Annotated in this window: 23 protein-coding genes; 7 read left to right on the top strand and 16 right to left on the bottom strand. The window is 35.0% G+C overall.

Features of this window, described 5'->3' with window-relative positions:
• The first annotated feature begins 29 nt into the window (after positions 1-29).
• Positions 30-1,817, top strand: coding sequence for an ABC transporter ATP-binding protein (locus BXY58_RS06505; RefSeq protein WP_120213010.1), 1,788 nt, complete (start codon positions 30-32; stop codon positions 1,815-1,817).
• 62 nt (positions 1,818-1,879) lie between these two features.
• Positions 1,880-2,497 (top strand): hypothetical protein, encoded by a 618-nt coding sequence (locus BXY58_RS06500; protein WP_120213009.1) that lies wholly within the window; start codon positions 1,880-1,882, stop codon positions 2,495-2,497.
• A 16-nt stretch (positions 2,498-2,513) separates the two neighbouring features.
• Here the strand turns inward: BXY58_RS06500 and BXY58_RS06495 are convergent, their stop codons facing one another.
• The 6 genes from BXY58_RS06495 to uvrA all read right to left on the bottom strand — a co-directional run bounded on the left by BXY58_RS06495 (position 2,514) and on the right by uvrA (position 9,121).
• Complete coding sequence (locus tag BXY58_RS06495; protein ID WP_120213008.1) at positions 2,514-3,215, bottom strand: CoA transferase subunit A; 702 nt, start codon at positions 3,213-3,215, stop codon at positions 2,514-2,516.
• Between the two features lie 474 nt (positions 3,216-3,689).
• Positions 3,690-4,085 (bottom strand): hypothetical protein, encoded by a 396-nt coding sequence (locus BXY58_RS06490; protein ID WP_120213258.1) that lies wholly within the window; start codon positions 4,083-4,085, stop codon positions 3,690-3,692.
• A 130-nt stretch (positions 4,086-4,215) separates the two neighbouring features.
• Positions 4,216-5,034, bottom strand: coding sequence for a hypothetical protein (locus BXY58_RS06485; RefSeq protein ID WP_120213007.1), 819 nt, complete (start codon positions 5,032-5,034; stop codon positions 4,216-4,218).
• A gap of 66 nt (positions 5,035-5,100) precedes the next feature.
• Positions 5,101-5,292, bottom strand: a complete 192-nt coding sequence (locus tag BXY58_RS06480; protein ID WP_120213006.1) for a quinol oxidase subunit 4 — start codon at positions 5,290-5,292, stop codon at positions 5,101-5,103.
• A gap of 56 nt (positions 5,293-5,348) precedes the next feature.
• A complete protein-coding gene (locus BXY58_RS06475) occupies positions 5,349-6,290 on the bottom strand; it encodes a hypothetical protein (protein ID WP_120213005.1) in 942 nt (313 codons plus the stop codon).
• Between the two features lie 2 nt (positions 6,291-6,292).
• Positions 6,293-9,121, bottom strand: a complete 2,829-nt coding sequence (uvrA, locus tag BXY58_RS06470) for an excinuclease ABC subunit UvrA (RefSeq protein WP_120213004.1) — start codon at positions 9,119-9,121, stop codon at positions 6,293-6,295.
• Positions 9,122-9,261: 140 nt separating this feature from the next.
• Between uvrA and BXY58_RS06465 the strand changes: the two genes are divergently transcribed.
• Positions 9,262-10,056, top strand: coding sequence for a S1/P1 nuclease (locus tag BXY58_RS06465; RefSeq protein WP_120213003.1), 795 nt, complete (start codon positions 9,262-9,264; stop codon positions 10,054-10,056).
• Positions 10,057-10,151: 95 nt separating this feature from the next.
• Here BXY58_RS06465 and BXY58_RS06460 read toward each other — a convergent pair whose 3' ends face one another.
• The 6 genes from BXY58_RS06460 to BXY58_RS06435 all read right to left on the bottom strand — a co-directional run bounded on the left by BXY58_RS06460 (position 10,152) and on the right by BXY58_RS06435 (position 16,356).
• Positions 10,152-10,640 (bottom strand): GNAT family N-acetyltransferase, encoded by a 489-nt coding sequence (locus BXY58_RS06460; protein WP_120213257.1) that lies wholly within the window; start codon positions 10,638-10,640, stop codon positions 10,152-10,154.
• 17 nt (positions 10,641-10,657) lie between these two features.
• Complete coding sequence (locus tag BXY58_RS06455; RefSeq protein ID WP_120213002.1) at positions 10,658-11,575, bottom strand: UbiA family prenyltransferase; 918 nt, start codon at positions 11,573-11,575, stop codon at positions 10,658-10,660.
• A gap of 172 nt (positions 11,576-11,747) precedes the next feature.
• The gene (locus tag BXY58_RS06450; RefSeq protein WP_120213001.1) at positions 11,748-12,674 is read right to left on the bottom strand and encodes a mevalonate kinase family protein; all 927 of its coding nucleotides are present in this window, start codon (positions 12,672-12,674) and stop codon (positions 11,748-11,750) included.
• Positions 12,675-12,770: 96 nt separating this feature from the next.
• Entirely contained in the window at positions 12,771-14,246 is a 1,476-nt protein-coding gene (locus tag BXY58_RS06445; RefSeq protein ID WP_120213000.1) for an MFS transporter, read from the bottom strand.
• Positions 14,247-14,643: 397 nt separating this feature from the next.
• Positions 14,644-15,825 carry an acetyl-CoA C-acyltransferase gene (locus BXY58_RS06440; RefSeq protein ID WP_120212999.1) on the bottom strand — a complete coding sequence of 394 codons (1,182 nt, stop codon included), beginning with the start codon at positions 15,823-15,825 and terminating at the stop codon, positions 14,644-14,646.
• A 153-nt stretch (positions 15,826-15,978) separates the two neighbouring features.
• Positions 15,979-16,356 carry a hypothetical protein gene (locus BXY58_RS06435; RefSeq protein ID WP_120212998.1) on the bottom strand — a complete coding sequence of 126 codons (378 nt, stop codon included), beginning with the start codon at positions 16,354-16,356 and terminating at the stop codon, positions 15,979-15,981.
• A 155-nt stretch (positions 16,357-16,511) separates the two neighbouring features.
• Here BXY58_RS06435 and BXY58_RS06430 point away from each other — a divergent pair, with 155 nt between their 5' ends.
• Positions 16,512-16,829: a hypothetical protein gene (locus tag BXY58_RS06430; protein WP_120212997.1), complete on the top strand. Its 318-nt coding sequence runs from the start codon at positions 16,512-16,514 to the stop codon at positions 16,827-16,829.
• Between the two features lie 76 nt (positions 16,830-16,905).
• On the opposite strand, the gene BXY58_RS06425 is transcribed toward BXY58_RS06430, so the two are convergent.
• Genes BXY58_RS06425 through BXY58_RS06415 form a run of 3 tightly spaced genes read right to left on the bottom strand, consistent with a single transcriptional unit; the run spans position 16,906 to position 19,211 of the window.
• Complete coding sequence (locus BXY58_RS06425; protein ID WP_120212996.1) at positions 16,906-17,982, bottom strand: hypothetical protein; 1,077 nt, start codon at positions 17,980-17,982, stop codon at positions 16,906-16,908.
• Between the two features lie 7 nt (positions 17,983-17,989).
• Positions 17,990-18,670 carry a hypothetical protein gene (locus BXY58_RS06420; RefSeq protein ID WP_120212995.1) on the bottom strand — a complete coding sequence of 227 codons (681 nt, stop codon included), beginning with the start codon at positions 18,668-18,670 and terminating at the stop codon, positions 17,990-17,992.
• On the bottom strand, positions 18,651-19,211 hold the full coding sequence (locus tag BXY58_RS06415) for an RNA polymerase sigma factor (protein ID WP_120212994.1): 561 nt from the start codon (positions 19,209-19,211) through the stop codon (positions 18,651-18,653). The genes BXY58_RS06420 and BXY58_RS06415 overlap by 20 nt, the downstream gene beginning before the upstream one ends.
• Positions 19,212-19,472: 261 nt before the next feature.
• Here BXY58_RS06415 and prfB point away from each other — a divergent pair, with 261 nt between their 5' ends.
• A complete protein-coding gene (prfB, locus tag BXY58_RS06410; protein ID WP_120212993.1) occupies positions 19,473-20,585 on the top strand; it encodes a peptide chain release factor 2 in 1,113 nt (370 codons plus the stop codon).
• Between the two features lie 52 nt (positions 20,586-20,637).
• Here the strand turns inward: prfB and BXY58_RS06405 are convergent, their stop codons facing one another.
• Positions 20,638-21,978, bottom strand: coding sequence for a dihydrolipoamide acetyltransferase family protein (locus tag BXY58_RS06405; RefSeq protein WP_120212992.1), 1,341 nt, complete (start codon positions 21,976-21,978; stop codon positions 20,638-20,640).
• A 125-nt stretch (positions 21,979-22,103) separates the two neighbouring features.
• Here BXY58_RS06405 and BXY58_RS06400 point away from each other — a divergent pair, with 125 nt between their 5' ends.
• On the top strand, positions 22,104-22,394 hold the full coding sequence (locus tag BXY58_RS06400; RefSeq protein WP_120212991.1) for a putative quinol monooxygenase: 291 nt from the start codon (positions 22,104-22,106) through the stop codon (positions 22,392-22,394).
• A 138-nt stretch (positions 22,395-22,532) separates the two neighbouring features.
• Positions 22,533-25,121 carry a T9SS-dependent M36 family metallopeptidase gene (locus BXY58_RS06395; RefSeq protein WP_120212990.1) on the top strand — a complete coding sequence of 863 codons (2,589 nt, stop codon included), beginning with the start codon at positions 22,533-22,535 and terminating at the stop codon, positions 25,119-25,121.
• Positions 25,122-25,187 lie beyond the last annotated feature (66 nt).

The raw sequence follows: 25,187 nt of genomic DNA, 5'->3' as shown, positions 1-25,187 counted from the left end.
TTTATATCAGTAAATTTGCGATTCTAATTATGAAGACATTATTACATTACCTCAAACCACACAAATGGCTGATTATCGTCTCGTTGGTTTTAGCCGCTATAAATCAGGTATTTTCATTATTTGCACCAGCAATTACAGGAAATATTCTCGACCAATTGGTAACACATCCGCATTTTTTCGACAAAGAAAAAATGATTCCCAGAAATCTGAATCAATTCTTGTATGGAACCGATATTTACCACGGTGCTTTTTACTTTTTAGGTTTACTGATTGGAACAGCAATGGTCAGCAGAATTGCAAAAGCGTTTCAGGATTACGCCGTTAATGTCATTACGCAGAAATTCGGGGCTAATATTTTCACGGACGGTTTACAGCATTCTATGGCGTTGCCTTATCAGGAATTCGAGGACCAGAGAAGCGGTGAAACGTTGTCGATTCTGACTAAAGTAAGAGAAGATTCGGTGAAGTTTATTACTAATTTCATTAATGTATTTTTTGGGATTCTGGTAAGTATTATTTTCGTTTCAGTCTATGCAATTAGACTGCATTGGTCGATAATGCCGGTTTACATTGTCGGGATTTTCCTAATTGCATTTGTAACGAATCTTTTAAGTAAAAGGATCAAAAATATTCAGAAAACAATTGTTATCGAAACTACAAGTTTGGCTGGAAGCACCACCGAAAGTTTAAGAAATATAGAAATTGTAAAAAGTTTAGGTTTGACCAAACAGGAAATCAAACGTCTGAATAACAATACTTACAAAATCCTAGGACTCGAACTTAAGAAAGTAAAAAGCATCCGTTCATTGAGTTTCATTCAGGGAACGATGGTAAATTTTCTTCAGCAATTGATAACTTTGACACTTTTATATTTGATTTTCAGAGAGGTTGTAACGCCGGGACAATATCTGTCATTGATGTTTTACGGATTCTTTATTTTTGGTCCGATGCAGGAAATCGGAAATATCATCATTTCTTATCGTGAGGCCGAAGCATCATTGAAGAACTTTGATAACCTGATGAAAAAACCTGTGGAAGAAAAACCGCACACACCAAAACAAATCGGTTCAATCAATGAGCTGGAGTTCAAGCACGTTTCTTTCAAACATCAATCCGCTCAATATAAAGCTTTGAATAACATTTCATTTGATGTCAAAAATGGAGAAACCATTGCGTTTGTTGGTCCGAGTGGTTCGGGGAAAAGTACGTTGGTAAAATTACTGGTTGGATTGTACCGACCTCAGGAAGGTAATATTTTCTATAATCAAATCAACGGGAAAGAATTTGACTTTGATGAATTAAGAAATCAAATCGGATTTGTAACTCAGGACACACAACTTTTTGCAGGAACAATCAAAGAAAATCTTCTTTTCGTCAATCCTAACGCCAGCGAAGAAGACATCGAATTAGCATTGAAAAAATCAAGCACTAAAACTTTACTCGAACGCGCTGAAAAAGGAATCGAAACTGTCATTGGTGAAGGTGGACTGAAATTAAGTGGCGGTGAAAAACAAAGAATTGCGATTGCAAGAGCATTACTCAGAAAACCAAATTTATTGATTTTTGATGAAGCGACTTCCGCTTTGGACAGTATCACGGAAGAAGAAATCACTTCAACCATCAAAGATATTTCACAACAAAAAGAACAAATTACAGTTCTAATTGCGCACAGGTTAAGTACGATTATGCACGCAGACCGAATTTACGTTTTGGAACGCGGACAAGTCATAGAAACCGGCTCCCACGAAAACCTGATTGCCGAAAAGGGTTTGTATTATGCGATGTGGAGACAGCAGATTGGGGAGAGGAAAAGTTGAAATTTAATTTATTAAATTTAATTATTATATTTTGACAGAAAATATAATTGTAACCAAATTATATGGCAAAAATATCTGAAAGTCTAATTATTCTAAATTTTATAGGAATAAAATTCGAAAGCTTATTTAAAGTTTTGACAGATAATGGACTTACTGATTTCCATACAGGAATTCAAAGAAACGTTTACAGGAAACTATATAATCTAGGAATTGATGAAGAAACTCTTGCATCAGAAAAATATAAATCATTTATTAAAACTGAAAGCTCAGAAATTTTTCCATTAATCCACGAAAATATCTCTAAAGGTATAATTGATTTATATTCTTTCAAACAAGAATATGATGGATATTTTAATTCGAATGATAATGATGACAAAGAACTTAATGCAAAAATTTTAAAATTCAAAGCAGAAAATAAGTCAAGACTAAACGAAATAGATTGGACAGAAATTAAAGATTTAAGAAATACAATTCTATCACATAATTTAAGAGATAAAAAAAGAAATAATGCGATTGCTCACAATAATATGCAGAAGTTTGTAAAATTATCTTTAGATTACAAAAAATGCCTCTTATATTTTACACAAATGAGCATATTGCATCATAACTTAAAGAACGAATTTAGCACAGAATTAAAAAATGCGGAGAAAGAATTGCTATTCGGAGAATTAGAAAAATAAAATTGTAACAAAACAATTACTCTCTCTTCCTCACAGTCCTCTGCTCTATCCTTTTCTCATAATTCTCGCCTTGGAAAATTCTTTGAACCATAATTCCGGGAATATGGATTTCGTTTGGGTCCAATCGTCCTGGTTCTACCAACTCTTCTACTTCTGCAATTGTAATTTTTCCGGCGCCTGCCATTGGAAAATTAAAATTGCGAGCCGAACCTTTGAAAATCAAATTTCCTGCGTGGTCGCCTTTCCAAGCTTTTACAATTGAGAATTCAGCGTTGTAAGCGTGTTCTAAGATATGAGGTTTCCCGTTGAAATCTTTAACTTCTTTACCTTCCGCAACTTCAGTCCCGAAGCCTGCCGGCGTATAAAATGCCGGAATCCCAGCTTGTGCCGCTCTGCATTTTTCGGCAAGCGTTCCTTGAGGTGTCAACTCTACTTCCAATTCTCCGGAAAGCATCTGACGTTCGAATTCGGCGTTTTCTCCAACATAGGAAGAAACCATTTTCTTGATTTGTTTTTTCTGCAGCAATAATCCTAAACCGAAATCATCAACGCCTGCGTTATTGGAAATGCAAGTCAGATTGTTTACATTTTTCTTTACCAATTCTGAAATACAATTCTCCGGAATCCCACAAAGCCCGAATCCGCCAAGCATTATCGTCATTCCGTTTTCTATATCTTTTACCGCTTCCTGAGCGTTTTTGACTCTTTTATCAATCATAAAACTGAGTTTTCTTTTGTTCAATTTGTTGGTTTATAAATATAGAAAAATCCCTTTATTAGAAGAAAGAAAATAGAGAAAAGATGAGAGACTTTAGATTTTGGGATTAATTACCACAAAAGTCACAAAAGAAATGGTTTTACAATTAGCCTATTTATTTGATTACAAAAAGGCTTCGACTCCGCTCAGCCTGACAATCTTAAAAGCCTTCGAGACCATCAGGCTGACAGAAGCGATTAGTATTAAAATGTCACACTGAGTATTTTAACTTTGCTAAATATAAACTTAATCCAAGTATTTAGCAATCGAATTGAGAAAGTGGAATTGCACACAGACCGACTTGGCATTTTGAGAGCCTCAGTGTGACAAAATTGCGAATAGAAGGCGGATTATGCTCTATAAATTATTAGTCATAAAAAAAGCCATACACCAAAAATGTATGACTTTTTACTAACAATTTTAAACTTTTAATTCTTATCGGTTGTCTATGGTAACGCTCACCGGCATTACATAAGATGATGCTAACATTTTTTGGCTCAGTTTGTCCATATCTACTTTGTAGATGAGGTGTGACAATACGTTCTCGATTTCTTTGCTCACGTTTTTACAGTCGCCGTTGGCATGAACGTTGGTGATTTTACCTTCTTCCGAAAGACTGAACCTAACATCGGAATTCACTACGCCTTCTTTGTAATCTTGGTTTGTGAAGTCGAAATTATCCTTCAGCAATTTCCTTAATTCACCGAAACCGTCTCCAGAATTGATGAAAACTTCCTGTATCTTGTTGTCTGTCGTTTGAGCTTTTACTAAGTTTAGCGTTCCTAAAAATCCAAATAAAAATATTGATAACGCTAGCATTTTCTTGTCCATAATCAATTGATTTTAAGTTATTACTTATCTAATGTTACGACAAAGTTACATAAAATTTACATTCAGTTAATGTTAAATTAATATTGAGGGTCAAAATTTAACATTGGGAATCTAGAAGAAAATTAGAATATTATAAACAAGGTAAGCCTAAAAGATCCATTTCTGAACTCCAAAGCATTTTTATGTTCCCTTGCGAATCAACTTCAAAAACAGCACGTTCAGGGAATTGACAATCTGAATCGGAATCTTTGTTATACCATTTGAAATCATCGTAATAAGTGAAATACAAATTATTGTAATTAGAAAAAATAATGGGATTGTATTTTCCAACTCCGTACATCGTTTCTGTACTTTCTTTTGCCGCAAACTTCTTGATCTTTGGATTAATTCCAGAATTGTCATTGTTATAATTCAGAGGAATCTCTTTCTCAGAAGCAATTAGAGGATTTCCACTTATCTTTTGATTAAAATCCAAAATGTATGCGATATAATCGTTTCCGCAGTCGTTGGATTGAAAAACGACTTTTTTTATTTTACACAGCTGTCCAGATTTTGTCCCATAAACGAACAAACTGTCTTTCATCTTTTGCCTGAAGACATTTTCAAATCTCTTATTATAAATCAATCTGTCGATATGCAAGGTGTCATAATATTTATAATCTTTCATATCTTTCCCATAAATCCACGGCAGAGAATCCTTCTTTAAGAAATCTTCGTACTCTTTAGATAATGGCAAATCTCGGTTGTCAAACTGAACCGGAATGCAGATTGCGAAATCTTTGTCCGTCAACTGATAAACCCCAAAAACTGAATTTTTATCGAATTCATATTTTTTTTCGCTTACCACTTTATCTTTTATTTTCCTTGGAAGATTTTGTGAAACCGTTTCTTTTTTCTGACACGAAACGAAGACTAAACAGATTATTATTTGGACAAAAAATTGCTTCATTTGTATTTTATTTAATGATTTAAAAATAAAAAAGGATTCTGAAATTTCAAAATCCTTGATCTCTATTTATTTGTTTTGTCCCGGAGCAAAGGGCTTTGCAGACTTGGTTCCGTAGATTTTTTTGGCTTGTCCCGGCGGCATTGGTTTGGAACCGTGTCTTGGATGTTTTGGCGGCTTCGGCGGTCTTGGTGGCGCTGCACAAGCGACAAAACTTAAAGAAAAAATAATTGTTGCCAAATAAAATTTAAATGATTTCATAACTGCTTTTTTTTACAGAATGACAAATCTGATACCAATTATAATTTTTGTTTCAACTATGGATATTTTTCCCAGTTTCTTTCTTCTAGATTAATCCGTTTTTGGATTTCCTCATAAGAAATTTTGGAGTCAAAAAGTGCTATTAATTGCTTTACTTTTTTTGCTGTGTTAGAATTTGGATTTTCTTTGATGAATCTTCTAAATTCCATTTTGTTTTCTTCATTCAAACCATAATTAGTTTCACCAACAATGTTAAAAGTTGAAGTATTATCCAAGCCGAAAAGATAATCGTGTAAGTAATTATTATAAAATTCTTTAGCATTAGAAACCAAAGGACTTTTTGGATATTTTTTGACAAAATTTTCCCAGAATATGGTTCTGTTTCCTAATTCTTTCCAAGAGATATTAAGAGCTGCATCGCCTTGATACAAAACTTCTTCTTCATTCGACAACTGATAAATATAAGTTTCGTAGTCTGCAGTTACCTTACCTTTGAAAATCGAATAATAATGATTGGGCAACGATCGGATTTCCGTGTAACCTTCACCAATATCCCAAAACTCAAGACCTGCTTTTTCAAGTTCGGATTTAAGTTTTTTCACATTTTCTGGAAACTTATAACTATCGCTTTCTGAATCGTAATAATTAACATATTCTTCTAAAATTTTGCTCTCAGCATTATTTAGACAAGCAATATATTGATTACGGATTTTAGAATAATCATCGTACAATTTATCGTTCCGTTCCGGTAAATTATTGGCTGTCTCATTTTCCGTTTTCTTCTGATACCACTGAAATGCGAGAACATAATCTCGAGTCGTATTCTTTGCCGAACAAGCTGTATCAATTGGTTTAAAAGATTCTTCTTTAGAACCCACAGCTGAAATTGTATCGCTCACAACTAAGTTCTCAGAAGTTTTTGTTTCTTCTTTTTTGCAAGAAAACATCACTGAAAAAACCAGTAGAAATTTTAAGCTGTTTTTGATCTTATTATTCATTTCTAAAGTTCTTTTTTCAAAAACTTAGCCGTCAGACTTTTCTTAGATTTGATAATCTCTTCTGGTGTTCCTTCTGCAATGATTTGTCCGCCGTGTTTTCCACCTTCTGGCCCAACGTCGATAATGTGATCAGCGAGTTTGATCACATCCATATTATGTTCGATAATGATGAAAGAATTACCCAAATCCACCAACTGTTCAATGGCTTCCATCAAAATTTTGACATCTTCGAAATGAAGTCCTGTTGTTGGCTCATCTAAAATATAAAGTGTGTTTCCAGTCTGTTTTTTAGAAAGTTCGGTTGCCAGTTTCACACGTTGCGCTTCTCCTCCACTCAAAGTTGTGGATTGTTGCCCAATTGTGATATAACCTAAACCAACATCTTTCAAAGTCTTTACTTTATTAAAGATTTTCGGAATTGGCTGGAAGAATTCTACCGCTTCGTTAATTGTCATATCGAGAACATCAGAAATCGATTTTCCTTTATAACGAACTTCCAGAGTTTCTCGGTTGAAACGTTTTCCGTGGCAGGTTTCGCAATGAACATAAACGTCCGGAAGGAAATTCATTTCAATTACTTTCAAACCGCCGCCCTGACAGGTTTCACATCTTCCGCCTTTTACATTGAAAGAAAAACGTCCGGCTTTGTACCCGCGGATTTTACTTTCCGGTAATTCAGCAAAAAGGTTTCTAATATCTGTGAACATCCCCGTATAAGTCGCAGGATTGGAACGTGGTGTTCTTCCGATTGGACTTTGATCAACATCTACGATTTTGTCGATATTGTCGATGCCTTCGATACTTTTGTATGGCAAAGGTTCCTGGATGGCCCTGTAAAAATGACGATTCAGAATCGGGTACAAAGTTCCGTTGATCAACGATGATTTTCCACTGCCCGAAATTCCTGAAACGACAACTAACTTCCCAAGTGGAATCTCCAGCGTTACATTTTTCAAATTATTTCCAGTAGCACCTTTCAGAACTATCGATTTTCCGTTTCCTTTTCTGCGTTCTGCAGGAATTTCGATTTTACGTTTTCCAGTGATATAATCGGCCGTGATTGTGTTGGCTTTGGTAATATCTTTCGGATTGCCCTGCCAAAGGATTTCGCCACCGAATTTTCCCGCCTTCGGACCAATATCCAAAACGTGGTCGGCTTCCAGAATCATATCTTTGTCGTGTTCCACAACCAAAACCGAATTTCCGATGTCACGCAATTCTTTCAGAGATTTAATTAATCTTTCGTTATCACGTTGATGCAATCCGATTGAAGGTTCATCCAAAATGTAAAGGACATTTACCAACTGAGAACCAATTTGAGTTGCCAGACGAATACGTTGGGATTCGCCTCCGGAAAGTGTTCTTGAGCTTCTGCTGAGACTCAAATAATCCAAACCGACATCCAAAAGGAATTGCAACCTGGTTTCAATTTCTTTCAGGATCTCGTGAGCAATCAATTTATTTTTATCACTGAATTTATCCTTAACATCCGCCAACCAATCTTTGAAATCCAACAAAGACAATCCGTTAACTTCTGCTATATTTTTTCCATCGATTTTAAAACTCAAACTTTCCTGACGAAGACGTGCGCCTTTACAAGTCGGACAAGTTTCTTCGGTTGTGAAATTTCGTTCTACCAAAACCGCATCGTAGTTTTCTCTCTCTTCAACAATTTCTTCAAGGATTTTCACTAAACCTTCGAAATTGATTTTGATTTTTTTCGAGATTCCGGCATGTTTCAGTTCTTTTATAATATCACTGCTGTAACCGTAATAGATGTATTCCAAAGCTTCTTTCGGAATATCTTTAAAGGGCGTTGTCAATCCTAAATCAAAAACTTCAAGTATCGATTTGATCTGAGACAGAATCCATTTGTTGGATTTGATTTGTTCTAAAGGCAACAATGCACCTTGGTTAATTGATAATTTATCATTTTCAACAAAATAATCCGTATTGACTTTTTTTATGGTTCCAAGACCCTTACAAGTCTCGCAATGACCTTTTGGAGAATTGAAAGAAAAGGTGTTTGGTTCTGGTAAAGCCAAGGAATCTCCTGTAGAATCATCCATCAAATTCTTACTGAAAAAGTGAACTTCATCCTGTCCCATTTCCTGAATCGCAATGATTCCTTCTCCCATTTCCAAAGCCGTTTTCAGCGATTTTGACATTCTGGCTTCAGAAGCATTTTCGCCAATGATCCAACGATCAATCACCACTTCGATGTCGTGCGTTTTGTAACGGTCAAGTTTCAAATCGTATTCGATGTCCTGCAAGACACCATCTATTCTGGCTTGTGAATAACCTTTTTTGGAAAGGTGAATGAATAACTCGTGGTAATGTCCTTTTCTCGAACGCACAACCGGAGCCAGCAGATAAACTTTTTTCCCTTTGAAGTTATCTTTAATGGTTTCCAGAATTTGTTCCTCGGTATAACTTACCAAACGTTTTCCTGAACTCAATGAATAAGCATCCGAAACTCTTGCAAACAAAAGTCTCAAAAAATCATACAATTCCGTAATGGTTCCAACGGTTGAACGTGGATTTTTGTTCGTCGTTTTTTGTTCGATGGCGATAACCGGCGATAAACCTTCGATTTTATCAACATCCGGACGTTCCAATCCGCCCAAAAACTGTCTTGCATAAGCCGAAAAAGTTTCGATGTAACGGCGTTGTCCTTCCGCAAAAATCGTATCAAAAGCCAAAGAGGATTTTCCGCTTCCGGAAAGTCCTGTGATTACTACCAATTCGTTTCTTGGAATTTTTACGGATATATTCTTGAGATTGTGTTCTCTAGCACCGTAAACTTCGATAAATTCTTGATTATCTTTCATTAAATGGGAAAACGCAAAAATACGGAAATTAATCGACGATTACACTTTAGCTTAACTTAAGTTTAATAATATTTAACAATGTTTTTTAGGGAATAAAACTATGGCTAAAACTATCTTTGTAGTCTGAAATAAATTTAAAAATGAAAGGTATTTTATCAAGATTCGTGTTCTCTATTTGTATTTTATCATCGCTTTACTCTTTTGCTTGGGGATTGACAGGACACAGAATTGTGGCAGAAATTGCACAGCATCATTTGAGTTCCAAAGCTCAAAGAAATATCAAAAAATTGTTTGGAGAACAGAAAATGGCTTATTACGCCAACTGGCCGGATTTCATCAAATCTGATACGACAGGCGTTTGGAAAGAAACGTCGTCTTGGCATTATGTGAACATCAATCCACAAAAGAATTTTCAGCAATTCAAAGATTCTTTATCTGTTCAGAAATCTCCAAATCTTTATACTCAAATCAGAATTTTATCTGATAAAATCAAAGACAAAAATGTTTCTGATAAAGATAAAAAAGAAGCTTTGATTTTCTTAATTCACTTAATTGGCGACCTTCATCAGCCTTTACACATTGGAAGAGCCGAGGATTTGGGTGGGAATAAAATCAATTTGACTTACTTTGGACAAAATACCAATTTACATTCGCTTTGGGATTCCAAATTGGTTGATGACCAAAAGTATACTTATACAGAATTTGCGAATCTTCTAGACGTAAAATCAAAAGATGAAGTGAAGCAAATACAAAGCGGAACTTTAGAAGAATGGTTGTTCGACAGTCACAAAATTGCCAATTCAATCTATTATCAAACTCCGAAAGATTCTAAACTAAGTTATGCTTACAACTATCGTTTTGAATCGACACTTGAAAGACAATTGCTTTACGGTGGATTGCGATTAGCGAAAGTTCTAAATGATATTTTTGGGTAGAATCAAAATTTAAAATTAATTCTCTAACAAGTCCAATTCCAAAAGGTTATTGGACTTTTTTATTTGATTAGTTTTCAAGATTTGTTGATATAATCTTAGTCCAACTTTTTAATCATCCAAAGATTACAACCGGAATGTCCGGAATTTCCCAAAGCTTTTTCCAAATATCGAAATCCTTGCTTTTCGTAAATGGAAACAGCTTTGCTGAATTCTGGTAAACTTTCCAGATAAACTTGTTGATAGCCTAATTCTTTTGCTTTTTCAACACATTTTTCCATTAATAACTTTCCGATTCCTTTTCCTCTGGCTTCTTTTGTAAGATAAAACTTGACTAGCTCTGTCGTATTTTCAGGAAGATTTTCTGTTGGAAAAATACCGCAACAACCTAAAATCAAACCATCTTCTTCGGCAACAAATAAAGCTGATTTCCCAGTCTGAAATAATGAATACAAATCATCCGTAGTTGGGTCAGAATAAACTGTTCCATTGGTAGAACTTACTTCAAAATCGTGAAAAGAAGTTCTGATAATCTTTGCGAGTATCTTGTTATCTTCTTTTCTATTTTCTCTAATAATTACTGACATTTTTTTCAAAAAAAAATTTAAATTAACCAAGGATATTTGTGGAAAATCCCGTCAAACAACATTGCTAAAATCCCGAAGAAAATCCAAAGTCTAAGAAGATTCAGAGATTTGAATTTATCATTTTTCTGATTTCGAAATAACATAAAAACAGTTCCGATAATAACAAATATAGTTGCTAAAAAATACCACGCCATTATATTTTTGAATCCGATGCCAACACTCAGAATCACAGAAATTGCAAAGGTAATTATTAATAAAATTAATAAAATCGACCTTGTATTTTGAAACCCCAATCTGTTAGCGATTGTATCATAGCCGAACATTTTATCGGCATTTTTTGTTAATGTATCTTTTATAACATCAATAATAAACAACATCAAAAAAAGAAAAATTGCCAGAAACAAGATCTTGAGCGAAAATGTCTGGTAATAAATCAGCATTCCGAAAAACGGATAAAGCGTTAACGACACAAAAGTGAAATTGTTGAGAACAATAATTTTGCTGAGTTTGTGACTGTAAAACCACATCAAAAACTGATAAATCAGAAAGAAAATAAAAACTCTATGCGACACAAAAAATGCCAATCCAAGTGACAAAGTGTTCAAAACAATATAAGCTGTGAGAAAATATTTTTCTTTTAAAAAGTTCTGCAATCTGGAACGGAAAGGCTTTGTAACCTGGTCTTTTTCTTTGTCATAAAACCGATTGATAATGCCACCAGCTAAAATGCTAAGAACGGAACAAATGATAATGGAGTGAACTTTGTAATCGAAGACAAAATTCCTGAAACTTTCTTCTCTATTAAATAGGAAAAACGTGGAAACATAAAGCGCAAAAGTAAGCAGAACCGCCACAAAAAAACGAGCACCCAAAAGAAAACCCATCAACTGAGAAATACGGTAGAGAGCATTTCGTGAAGTCGGTTTTGCTTCCATTTTTTAGTTTAAATAAATATCTTGACTAGAAACTTCTGAATTAAACACAAGGCTCACAAAGTTTTTTTAAAAATTCATATGCTTTAGGGTCACAAGGATTTGACTTCGCCAAATTTCGAATGTAAATCTAATAGTGTGCTTTGTGAGAACTTTGTGACTTTTGTGGTTCAGACTAAAATCTGTAAATCACTTCTTTGTGGAATCCCTCCAACATCTCTTCCGCTTTTGCATAATCTTTTGCAAAACCAAGGATATAACCTCCGCCTCCACTTCCGCACAGCTTCAGGTAATAAGCGTTTGAATCGAGACCTTTTTTCCAAACATTGAAAAGATTTTCCGGAATCATCGGGCGGAAATGCTCGTAAGCCCAAACCGATAATTTTTTCAGATTACGGAAAAACGGATTCATATCTTTTTTCAGGAAAGCGTCGATACAAGCATTGTTGTAACGGATGAATTCCTCTTTCAAAGTTTTGCGGAAACCTTCGTTTTTCAATTTCTCAAAGAAAATCTGAATCATTGGTCCAGTCTCGCCGGTAACGCCTGAATCAATCAAGAAAATGGCGCCTTTGCCTAATTCTTCTTTCGGGATAGAAACTTTGTCCACGCTTTCCTTGCTTTCTATCAGAATCGGAAGATTCATAAAGCAAATCAACGGATCAATTCCCGAACTTTTTCCGTGGAAATAACTTTCCAATCGTCCGAAAATTACTTTCAAATCTTTCAGTTCGTCTTTTGAAATCGTTTCAGGATTTCTTTTTATAAGAGAATATTTTTCGAAAATCGCTGCTACCAAAGCACCAGAACTTCCAACGCCGTAACCTTGGGGAATATTAGAATCAAAGAACAAACCTTTTGCAATATCTGATTGGAACGATTTAACATCCAGCTGATAGTCGGAAGGTAATTCTAATTCTGAAAGATAATTGGAATATTTTTCCAGAGATTGATTAGATTTTTTTTCAAAATCATTATCCAGATCTGAGAATTTCAAGGTTCCTTTATAAAAACTGTAAGGTAAAGTAAGCCCCTGAGAATCCTCAATGATGCCATATTCACCGAACAAAAGAATTTTTGCGTAAAATAAAGGGTTGTTCATATCGTGTTTTGATATTGCAAATTTACAAAATATTTTCTTTCGAAAATTATCAATTATCGAGCCTAAATTTTATGAATTCAATATTAATAAACTTAATTAATCGGATTTTGTTTTGACGAACCTTACAAACACCAATCCCAAAGCAAAGAAAATACTCATTGATAATGCTGCGAATCGCATATTGTTGTAATGTTCAATCAATGTTGCGAAGATGAATGTTCCCAAAATAATCGCCAACTTTTCCAAAACATCATAGAAACTGAAATACGTTGTATTGTCCATAGAATCCGTCGGAAGTAACTTAGAATAAGTTGACCTAGACATAGCCTGTAAACCACCCATTACCAGACCAATTACAGCGGCAACACCGTAGAATTGATATTCAACATTTGGATTTTCTTTGTTCAGATAATAAGCCGCAAGACAAGCGCCGATCCACATTGCAACAGTGATACTAATTACATTTTTGTTTCCGATTTTCTTAGATAACCAAGAAAAGAATAACGCCCCAATAATCGCTTCGATTTGGATTAATAATAATGTCATTATCAGTTTATCTTGAGCCATATTGATTTCACTCTTTCCAAATAATGTTGCCATCAGGAAAATAGTCTGCATCCCGACACTGTAAAAGAAAAAGCTGGTCAGGAAATATTTCAGATTTCTGTCTCCGAAAAGATGATTTCCAACTTTGAAAAGCTCTTTAAAACTTTGCTTAACGATGTCGATATAAAAACTGATGTTATCTTTGAAAACCTCAACAAAACCACCCTGCTCAGCGTGACTTTTGAAAATGTTTTTATAATTAAGCAAAACCAAATCTTTTGGCAATTGCTCTTTAACTTGTCCAAATTGTGGTAAATGCTTGAAGGTATATTGTGAAAATCCAAACCACCAGGCTCCAGTTAATAAGAAACTAACTCTGGTATAAATTGCTGCCTGCTTAGGTGTTTCTGCACAAACCTGAATCAGAACAAGGCAAATCACAACCAAAATCACAGAACCAATATAACCATAAACATAACCTTTTGCAGACAAAGCATCCTGTTTATCAGGCGTTGCAATATCCGGTAAAAAGGAATTGTAAAAGACCAAACTTCCCCAGAAACCGACACTCGCCGTCACACTGAATAATAATCCCAACCAAACTGTTCCCATTCCTGTGAACATTGCCAATCCCATACAAGACGTCGCTCCCAGATAACAGAAAAACTGAAGGAATGATTTCTTATTTCCAATCGTATCTGCCAAAGATGACAAAATCGGTGATAATAAAACGACAATCACGAACGAAAGCGTTAATGAATAACCATAAACCGCATCCGGCTGATACTCTTTACCAAATATTTTAATGAGATTTCGCACTGGAACTTTTATCCATTGTCCCGTTTCTTTCACATACTCATCTTTCTCATAAGCTGTTGTGAGAATCGAGTAATAAATTGGGAAAATGGTAGATGTAATTACCAGTGAATAAACCGAGTTCGCCCAATCGTACAATGCCCAGGCGCGCATTATTTTCGGGTTATTTTTGATTGAGTTTTCTGTGGTTGTTGTTTCTATTTCTGACATTGGAAATATATTATTTAGACAAAAATAAAAAAACCATTAAATAAAATGATTAATTAATGGTTTTATTTGTTTCAAGTTTAAGATTACAAGTAATTAAAACTGTAGTTCGCCTTTGCAATCTTTAGCCGAGCCTTCCAAGTTAGTTGGTGAGCCGAAGAAATAGATAAGCGAACTTACATAAAACATAGGCTCGCCTACCAAAAACGTAGGCAAGCTTAGGAAATAGTTAAGTGAGCTTACATAAAACATAGGTCCGCATACCAAAAACACAGGTGAGCCTATGAAATATATAGGCGAACCTGAAAAATCGGTATGCACCCCTAGTAAATTACAAACTCTAAACCCTTTCAGAGTTTGAAACTCTGAAAGGGTTCTTAAAAATTATACTTCAAAATTATTATTGTAAATTCTCGATAACAATCGCTGTTGCGCCACCGCCACCATTGCAAATAGCAGCTGCACCATATTTTCCATTATTCTGTTTCAGAACGTTAATCAACGTTACGATAATTCTAGAACCGGAACTTCCCAGTGGATGCCCAAGCGACACCGCACCACCGTTCACATTCACTTCAGAATCATCCAAACCAAGTATTTTGTTATTTGCCAGACCAACCACAGAAAATGCTTCATTGAACTCGAAGAAATCAATATCATCTTTGGTGAGGTTTGCTTTTTTAAGCGCAATTGGTAAAGCTTTGGAAGGCGCCGTTGTGAATCTTTCCGGCTCAACCGCTGCATCAGCGTAAGAAATGATTTTAGCTAATGGCTTCAAACCTAATTCTTCCATTTTTTCTTTTGACATCAGTATCAAAGCAGACGCACCGTCATTCAGCGTTGATGCGTTAGCTGCAGTTACTGTTCCGTTTTCTTTTTGAAAAACAGTCGGCAAAGTTGGAATTTTATCAAATTTAACTGCTTTATATTCTTCATCTTCTGAGAAAACAATTGGTTCTCCTTTTCTTTGAGGAATGGTTACAGGAACAACTTCATCTGCAAATTTGCCGGCTTCCCAAGCTGCAGCCGACCTCTTGTAAGACTGGATTGCAAAGGCATCCTGCTCTTCTCTTGTAATATCATTTTCTTTGGCACACAATTCCGCACAAACGCCCATATGAACTTTGTTATAAACATCGGTTAAACCGTCTTTTAAAAGTCCGTCCTGCATTTTAATTTCTCCTAATTTCACACCGCTTCTCCCGTCCAGATAATGCGGAACGCTTGACATATTTTCCATTCCTCCGGCAACAATAACATCTACATCTCCAGCTTTAATTGCCTGAGCAGCCATTGTTACTGCTTTCATTCCGGAAGCACAAACTTTATTAATGGTTGTAGAAGGTGTGTGATTGGATAATCCTGCACCCAAAGCGACTTGTCTTGCCGGGGCTTGTCCTAAATTCGCCTGAAGAACATTACCCATATAAATTTCCTCAACCAAACTTGGGTCAAGATTGATTTTGTCTAAAGCTCCTTTTACCGCAGCAACGCCCAATTGTGTCGCAGGAACGCCGGACAGGCTTCCCATAAAACTTCCCATTGGTGTTCTAACTGCTGATACAATGAATACTTCTTTCATAATATTTTTAATTTTTGATTTTGATTATTTTGTTTTACACAAAGTGCAAAAGTTTTTTTACTAAATATTTTTAAGTCCACAAGGTTTGACTTTATCAAATTTTTAAATCAATTGTGTCCCTCGTGTAAATCTTCGTGTCTTTTTGATTCAATTCTATTTTCTTGATGCGATTAAAATTACTACTGCTCCTAAGAATTCGATGAACCATCCCCACGATAATTTCACAATTCCTGCAAATGTCGATTGCCAGGATTTGAATGGTAAAAAACTGAAATAATCTAAAGATTTCAGTTTAATAGCAACAATTGTGAAAACAAAAAGCAATATCATTAGAAATACCATTATTTTCACGAATTTATTTTTGCCTATTAGAATGAAAACCAGCGTCAATAAAGAAAATCCCCAAACCGCTATCGAAAGCGTATGGTCAACTTTCCAATAGTTCCAGTTTCCAACAATAGGAATATGAACCAATGGCAAAAAACTGCCTGCCACAACCAAAAACAAACCGATTAACTGTAAATTTTTCATTCTTAATTCTTGTTCGCCAATGTAAATAAAAATTCTTGACTTGCAAAAATGTAATAAATGATTTTCTGAAGATTATTTGTAATTTGGTTAAAATTTAACAATTGAAAAAAAACAGAATATTAACTTATCTACTTTTCTTTATAATCTATTTGATAATGACCTATTTCTTTGTCGCAATAGCTTATTCAATAGATTTTTTTAATTATCCGAATGTTATCCTGATTTTAGAATTCGGAATACTAAATTTCGTATTGGCTAAATATTTTCTAAAGTTAAATACGTATTTAAATATTTTATTTGCATTCATTACATCATCAGTTGGAATTATAACTGTATATCTTGGATGGCATTTTAAAATTGCTCCAGATTGGGATGCTTATGGGATACTAACGGCTGTTCTTTCTAACATTCTTGTATCACTTATTTTTTGGGAAATTGCTTTTTGGTTAAAAAGAACTTATATTAAAGACTAAAAAATCACATCTCTTTCAAGATGTGATTCAATAAGAAAATAGTGTATAAGAATGTTCTATGAAAAATTAAATGTTCTTAAAAATCAATATTGGCAATTTCGATTCCGATTTGGATTCCGTTTTTATTTGGCAAGTTGGCTTTGCTATTAAAAATTGGAGTGAAATCTTTTTTGATGAATAAATTAACGCCGCCATAACCCAAACTGAATTTCCCTCCAAATAAGAACGCATTCACACCGTCATCCAAAGTATAGTCATACTTTCTGAATTTATCATCATCATTATAGTATTTCACTTTCACAATGCTTCTCGTGTTGATTCCTGCATAAGCTCCCAATCCAACTTTCCACATTTTTTTTCTCACATCCAAATATTGTTTACCATCATATTCTGTATATTTTGGATTAAGATATAATTGAAATTCAATTGGCAATGTCAAGTAAACATTTCTCAATTTTGAACGTTTCAATCTTCCTTCCTGAAAATCCTCAAGAAATAATTGGGAATTATCCTGAACAAAAACCTGCGGACGTTTTGGCATATAAGTATCGGTTCTATAAGCCAAACCATATCTTATAAACCAAGGGCTTGTAAAACCTCCTAATTGGCGATCTGTACGAAACTGAACTTCAACACTGTGTGAATTTCCGATTCTCATTTCAGAATCGTTTTCGAAAGGATTAAAACTTCCTTTATCTTTGGTAAGATTGGCAAAAGCATAACCTACACTCAGAGTACTACTTTTAAGATATTGCGCAGGAGATTTTCCTCTTTTCCTTATTGTTAATCCTGAAGTACTAAAAACAAAAACATCTTTATTTTTCAAAGTATCGGGTTTTGTGTTGTAAACAGAATTTGTAACCGCTGTTTTTGTAAGCTCATCCAACTGAATTCGTTCGTTTTCAATCTTATCATTGATAATAGCTTCATATTTTTTGGAAACTTCTTCCTTCTGAGAGATTTGCTCCGCTTTTGTAATTTTTCCAGAGCTGAAAGCTTCATCAATTTTATCCGTCTCTGTTTTCATATTTGCTTTCTCTGTTGATACGATTGAATTAACTTTCTCGGTATAAGATTTCATTTGATTATCGAGCGTAGTTTGTGCTGTAGCAAAGCTGGAAAGCATTGCTAAAAGTAGAATTTTAACTTTCATAGTTTAATTATTTAGTTGGTATAGAATCTTTGTCGTAGATCGTGATTCCAAAGAGTTTGATACGTTTTGGGTTAGGGAAATCAGAGTCATTTGATTTTATCATATTGATTCCCATTGCAGATTTTGGTGTTTCAGCTTTGGCTTTGTCTATTTCAACTCCGAAAAGCAAATCAGACGAAGACACGTATTTTACTTTTTCTTTTGGTTTTTGAATATCAGTTTGAGCCAATTGCTCTTCAGGTTGAGAAGCGATTTGCGGCTCTTCTTTTTTTATGATTAATTCCTTTTCAGGAATTTGATTTGAAATTGATTGTTCTTTATTAACTGATTGATTCTCATTAATATTCTCAAAAGCTAATTTTTCATCCTCAGTTTCAGAATTCTTAATAGGGATCGATTTTTGAATTTCATCTGTATTTTCAGAATGCTGACGTACACTTGAAATTTGATTTTCAATTCGAGGAAATTTAAATTCCGAAGTTTCTTTCACTTTATTTTTGATATCAGTCATCCAAGAAATTGCACCGAAATTCACAATTAGAATAATCACAGCAACAAATCTCCACCAAATCACTTTCGGTTTCTTTTCTTTAGCAGGAGTTTGGTCGAGTTTTTCTTCCAATCTGTCCCAAAGACTGTCGGAAACTTTCATTTCCTGTTGTTCGTATTTAGATTTCAGATTCTGCATTTTGTCTAGTGTTTTGATGTTGATTAAAATAATCTTGAAGCCATTTTTTAGCTTTACTCAATTGGCTTTTGCTTGTTCCTTCGGAGATATTTAAAATTTCCGCAATCTCCTGGTGTTTCTTTTCTTCAAAAACAGCGAGGTTAAAAACCAGTTTGTAACCAATCGGCATTTCCTTGAAAATAATATCTAAATCTATATCCTGAGACAACTCCGAAACATCTTCCGTCTGTTCTGCAATAGAATCCGTAAATCCAGTTTCAGCGTACAAAATATGCTTGTTTTTCCGGATGAAATTAATCGAATCATTTACCACAATTTTCCTCAGCCAAAAAGGAAATGATTCATAATTTTTACAATCTTCGATCTTCGTAAATGCTTTATAAAAAGAATTCATCAAAACATCTTCCGCATCATCACGATTATTAATATAAGAATTTGCAACCGACAACATCTTACCCGAAAACATCTCGAACAAACTCTTCTGAGCCAGCCGATTATTTTTCTTTGCTTTGGAAAAGATATGTTGTAAATCTTGTTTCATCTGTTATTTTACAGTTTTTTCGGTCAGATGGAACGCTCATTAATTTTCTAAATCAAATTTAAGATTGGTGTAAGCGTTTCATTTTCTCTTTCTGACTATAAGACGACAAAAATCCGAAATGGTTGCCTCAATTTTTTCAGTAATTTAAATTTATTTTTTAATTCATTGATTTTTAATGATATAAAATTCAATTTAAAATCTAAAATTTATAACTTATAATTTAAAGTCTTTCTTTGTATTTTTGCAAAAATTAAAACAAACGTGGTAAACACAGACCAAATAAAAGATATACAATCCAGAATAGAAGACCTCCACAAGTTTCTTGGCATCGAAAAGAAAAAAATTGAAATTTCTAATGATGATGAGAAAACTGCCGCTCCGGAATTCTGGGAAAAACCAAAAGAAGCCGAAGTTTTCCTAAAACAACTTCGTTCCAAGAAAAAATGGGTAGAAAGCTATGAGGAAATCCATTCCCAGTTTGAGGATTTGCAGGTTCTTTTAGAATTTGCCAAAGAAGACCCGGACTCTGAAAAAGAACTCGACGAATCTTTCCCCAAGTTAGTAGAAAAAGTAGAGAATCTGGAATTCAAAAATATGCTTTCCAACGAAGGCGATGAATTGTCAGCGGTTCTTCAAATTACTGCCGGAGCCGGCGGAACAGAGTCTTGTGATTGGGCAAGTATGCTGATGCGTATGTACACAATGTGGGCAGACAAACAAGGCTACAAAATTCGTGAACTGAATTTCCAGGAAGGCGATGTTGCAGGCGTAAAAACAGTAACCTTAGAAATCGAAGGCGAGTTTGCTTTCGGTTATCTGAAAGGTGAAAATGGCGTTCATAGATTGGTAAGAATTTCACCTTTTGACAGTAATGCCAAGCGTCATACGAGCTTTGTTTCGGTTTATGTTTATCCTTTGGTTGACGACACGATTGAGATTAATATTAATCCTGCTGATATCAGTTTTGAAACAATGCGAAGTTCCGGAGCTGGTGGACAAAACGTAAACAAAGTTGAAACCGCCGTTCGACTTCGTCACGCACCGACAGGAATTATTATCGAAAACTCTGAATCTCGTTCTCAGCTTCAGAACAAGGAAAAAGCAATGCAATTATTACGTTCTCGACTTTACGAAATCGAACTTGAAGAACGAATGAAAGCCAGAAACGAAATCGAAGCCGGAAAAATGAAAATCGAATGGGGTTCTCAAATCCGAAATTACGTGATGCATCCTTACAAATTGGTAAAAGATGTTCGTTCCGGATATGAAACCTCTGATGTGGATGGTGTAATGAATGGAAACTTGACTCCTTTCCTAAAAGCTTACCTGATGAATGAAGGACAAGGTTCTGCTGATGAGTTGGATGATTTATAATAAATAATATTTTAAAAATATCAAAGCCTCAGAAAATTCTGAGGCTTTGATTTTATATTTCTGTATTAAGATCCCAATTTTCCAGATAATCGTTGACGTGTTTTAGGAACATTCCGCCAAGACTTCCGTCCACCACTCTATGGTCATAAGAGTGTGACATAAACATCTTCTGACGGATTGCAATGACATCTCCAAATTCCGTCTCGATAACAGCAGGTTTTTTCACAATCGCACCAACCGCTAAAATAGCAACTTGTGGTTGTGGAATAATTGGTGTTCCCATCAGATTTCCGAAAGTTCCAACATTAGAAATTGTATAAGTTGCACCTTGCGTATCTGCTGGTGTTAGTTTTTTATTTCTTGCTCTATAAGCCAAATCGTTGATTGCTTTTGCCAATCCTGATAAGCTCAATTGGTCTGCATTTTTGATAACAGGAACAATTAGATTCCCATCTGGAAGAGCTGTTGCCATTCCGATATTAATATTTTTCTTTTTGATGATTTTATCACCATCCACAGAAACATTAATCATTGGAAAATCCTGAATCGCTTTTACAACCGCTCGGATAAAAATCGGCATAAAAGTCAACTTCTCTCCATCTCTTTTTTGGTAAGAATTTTTGTTAGCATTTCTCCAAGTCACAACATTGGTCACATCAGTTTCGATAAATGAAGTAACGTGCGGCGAAGTATGCTTACTATTAACCATTGCATCTGCAATGATTTTACGGACTCTGTCCATTTGGATAATTTCGTCGCCGTCGTTGAGTTGAAGGGTTTGAGAGCTTGAAGGTTTTGCAACCGAAACAGCGTCTTGCGGTTTAGAGCTTTCCAATACTCTAACATTATCACTCTCCGACCTAGCGCTTCTGTTTTTCACAAAACCGAGAATATCTTCCTTCGTGATTCTACCTTCCAGTCCACTTCCTTTGATGGATTTCAATTCCGCATCAGAAATTTTTTCTTCCTGAACAATTGATTTCACCAAAGGCGATAAGTATAAATCTGAATTTTGATTACTGAATGAATTCTCTGCATTACTTATTAAAGGTTGTTCCAAAGTTTTTACAACTTCCGGTTCTGGCTGGACAATCTGGTCTTTGACTTCTTCGTAAGATTTTGGTTCAGGTGTTTCTGAACTTGAAGAACCACCTTCTGTTTCCAAAATCGCAATGGCTTCACCAATTTTGGCAACTTCATCTTTTTGTTTTAGGATTTTAACGATTTTTCCCGATACAGGTGTGGGAACATCCGAGTCCACTTTGTCCGTTGCAATTTCTACCACAGACTCATCCTCTTTTATAAAATCGCCTTCATTAAACAGCCAGCTGATAATTGTCGCTTCCATAACTCCCTCGCCCATACTCGGGAGCAATAGTTTATATTCTGCCATTTTTTTGCTTTTTTGAATTTTCCCAAAAGTACATTTTTTTTTATTAATTATATAATTCTATTTTTCAAAATTTCTAAGACTCTATTTTTTATAAATTTGATAATCCATTTTTTTAGAATCAGACAATGACTATTTATCTTAGTGCCATCATCCACAACAAAGAAAACTCGATGATGGATGCTATCGAATTATTAAAGCAATTAGTAATAGAAACCCGCAAAGAAACTGGCTGTATCCAGTATGAACTTTTCGAAGACAATAGAAACAAGGGTGTATTTTTTATCCACGAGACTTGGGAAAGTAATGAGTACCTGCAACAACATCAGGTTTCTGACCATATGATGAAGTTTCGTGAGAATATTGCTTCACTGTTAGAAAAACCAAATATTGTTTATATCGGCAACAGGCTTTTCTAATTAAAAAATAATCAATAATTAAGTTAAATTTTTGTCATTAATTAAAATATTCGAATTTTATTTGTATTTTATTCACTAAATAAGAATATTTTAAATATTTTTGCTAATCTTTTAATTTAAGTAAATAATAAATTTAATATGAAAATAAATCAACTCTCTAAGTCAGTTGGGATTGGCGTTTTCTTTTTGTTCGCTAATCTAAATGCCCAGTCCAATGAAAAAATTATCAGAAATTTCATTAATACAGATGTTTCCTTCAAAAACAAGTCTGGTGCAGATTTTAAAATTCAGAACGAAGATAAATCCGGTAGCTTAAACGCAGAAATTGTAAATATTCAGCAATACTATAACAACACCCCAATCTATAAATCTTTGGCAAAAGCAGTTATCAGGGATGGTAAAGTGCTTTCGTTAAATAATAACTTCCGACAAATAGGAAACAATAGTATTATTGCTGATAAGATAGACAAAACAGAAGCGTTATCAACAGCCTTAAGATCTGTGGATATAAAAGATACAGGTTTTGAACTTTTAGATGAGAAGAATGGTGATCTTATTAATCTTCCTGATAACCAAGTAGCAAGTATCCGTTTTTATTTTGAAAGAAATAACAGTTTGATTCCTGCCCAATTATTTTTTATCAATCAAACTAAAGAAAATAAATTTTACGGAATCCTTGTAAGTCTTACGGATGGGGAAATCCTGGAAAAGAATAATATGATTGATGAATGTAAATTTGAAGACAATCATTTTGCAGGCGATACAGATTCAACATCTAATCATCTTTTAACGCATTTCAACACTTCTGTTACAAAAAAGAATCAGACTAAAGCAGCAACTGATGCTTCTTACAACGTATTTCCTTTTCCGGTAGAGGCACCAACCTTCGGTTCAAGAGCCATCGTAACTAACCCGTGGGATTTAACTGCTTCTCCAGAAGGATGGCATTCTAATGGGACATCTAATTTTTCCAACACTTATGGCAACAATGTCTTAGCTTATGTAGATAATAACGCGAGCAATACGGCAGGATTTTCCCCTGTTAGCACAACAACAGGAAGCCTTACTTTTGATTTCCCATTTGAAGAGTCAGCATCATTAAGTGCATATGATAACCGCGCTTCTGCTGTAACCAATCTTTTTTATGCTAATAACATGATTCATGATATTATGTATAAATTTGGTTTTACCGAGTCCACTAGAAACTTTCAAAGCAATAACTTTGGAAAAGGTGGTGCCGGTAATGACGCAGTAAGAGCAGAGGCTTTTGATGGAAGTGGATACAATAATGCAAACTTTGCTTCTGGTTACGAAATTCTTAACGGCAACGGTTCTTACACGACTCAAGCTCCAAGAATGCAGATGTACCTGTGGAATTACAGCGTTCCTGTTAAAAAAAGATTATTCTATACCGACCCAACATTAGCGACCAGACCAACGGTAAATACCGGAGCTGCAAATTTCGGAAGACCATTAATGGAAACGGGAATAACTGGAGATATTATAATACCTTCCGTTGCAAGTGGTTGTACTGCTTTGACAGCGGGCAGTCTTACTGGCAAAATCGCAATGGTTAACACAACAGGTTGCGGCTACAACATCAAAGCAAAGACTGTACAAGATGCTGGCGCAATTGGAATGATTGTCCATAGAACAACATCTAATAGTGTTACTGACATGAACGTTTCCAATGTGACTAACGTCTCTATCCCATCCATTATGATTCCAAAAGATGAAGGAGATTTCATAACTGCGGAACTTACAGCAGGAAGAGCTGTAAATGTTAACCTCAAAGATCTTGCGGTTGGTTATAAAAATTCAAGTTTTGATAATGGAGTAATGATACACGAATATGGCCATGGTGTCTCCAACAGATTAACCGGCCAAGGCTACAGTTGCTTAACCAACTTAGAACAAATGGGCGAAGGGTGGTCTGATTTTTTTGCATTAATGCTTACAAACACACCTAGTTACACCGCTACTACAGGAAGAGGAATTGCAACTTACTCTGTAAATACAGCGCCTACGGCTTTAGGCATTAGAAGTTACCGTTATACCACAGATATGTCTGCTAATCCTTTTACATATGGAGACACTAACACTACAGGAGGGCAGCCACACGCTGTTGGACAGATTTGGGCAACGATGCTATGGGATCTTCATTGGAAAATGGCTGAAAAATACGGTTACAATTACGATGTAACCGCTGATCCGAACTCAGGTAGTGCAAAAACATTACAACTAGTGATGGATGGTCTCAAATTACAACCATGTAATCCTAACTTCGTATCTGGTCGTGACGCAATCCTTCAAGCTGATCAACTGGCAGGCGGCGCAGATAACTGTTTAATTTGGAATGTTTTTGCAAGAAGAGGCCTTGGTGTTAACGCTTCTGCGGGAACCGCCAGCAGTATTACCGATCAAGTAGAAAATTTCGATGTTCCTGAAGCTTGTATTCTTGCAACAGAAGATATAGCCAAAAACAAAGCATTCGGAATCTATCCAAACCCTGCAAAAGGTGAATTCTTCATCAAAACAGCACCAACTGTTGGTAATACCACTGTTAAAGTCGAAATTCTTGATTTGAATGGAAAACTGGTTAAATCTCTTGAAAGAAAGAAAAACAGTTCAGACTCCATTTCAACAAAAGGATTAACCAGAGGAACATACCTTGTTGTTATTACTGAAAATGGTAAATCTAACGCAGAAAAATTAATTGTAGAATAAATTAATTACTCCTTACATAAAAAGCTTTCTCATTTTTGAGAAAGCTTTTTTATATCCAATCTTAAC

The organism is Epilithonimonas arachidiradicis, from assembly GCF_003610695.1.
Taxonomy (GTDB): Bacteria; Bacteroidota; Bacteroidia; order Flavobacteriales; family Weeksellaceae; genus Epilithonimonas; species Epilithonimonas arachidiradicis.
The sequence above is the reverse complement of the archived record's forward strand: the minus strand, read 5'-3'. Positions and strand labels throughout refer to the sequence as shown.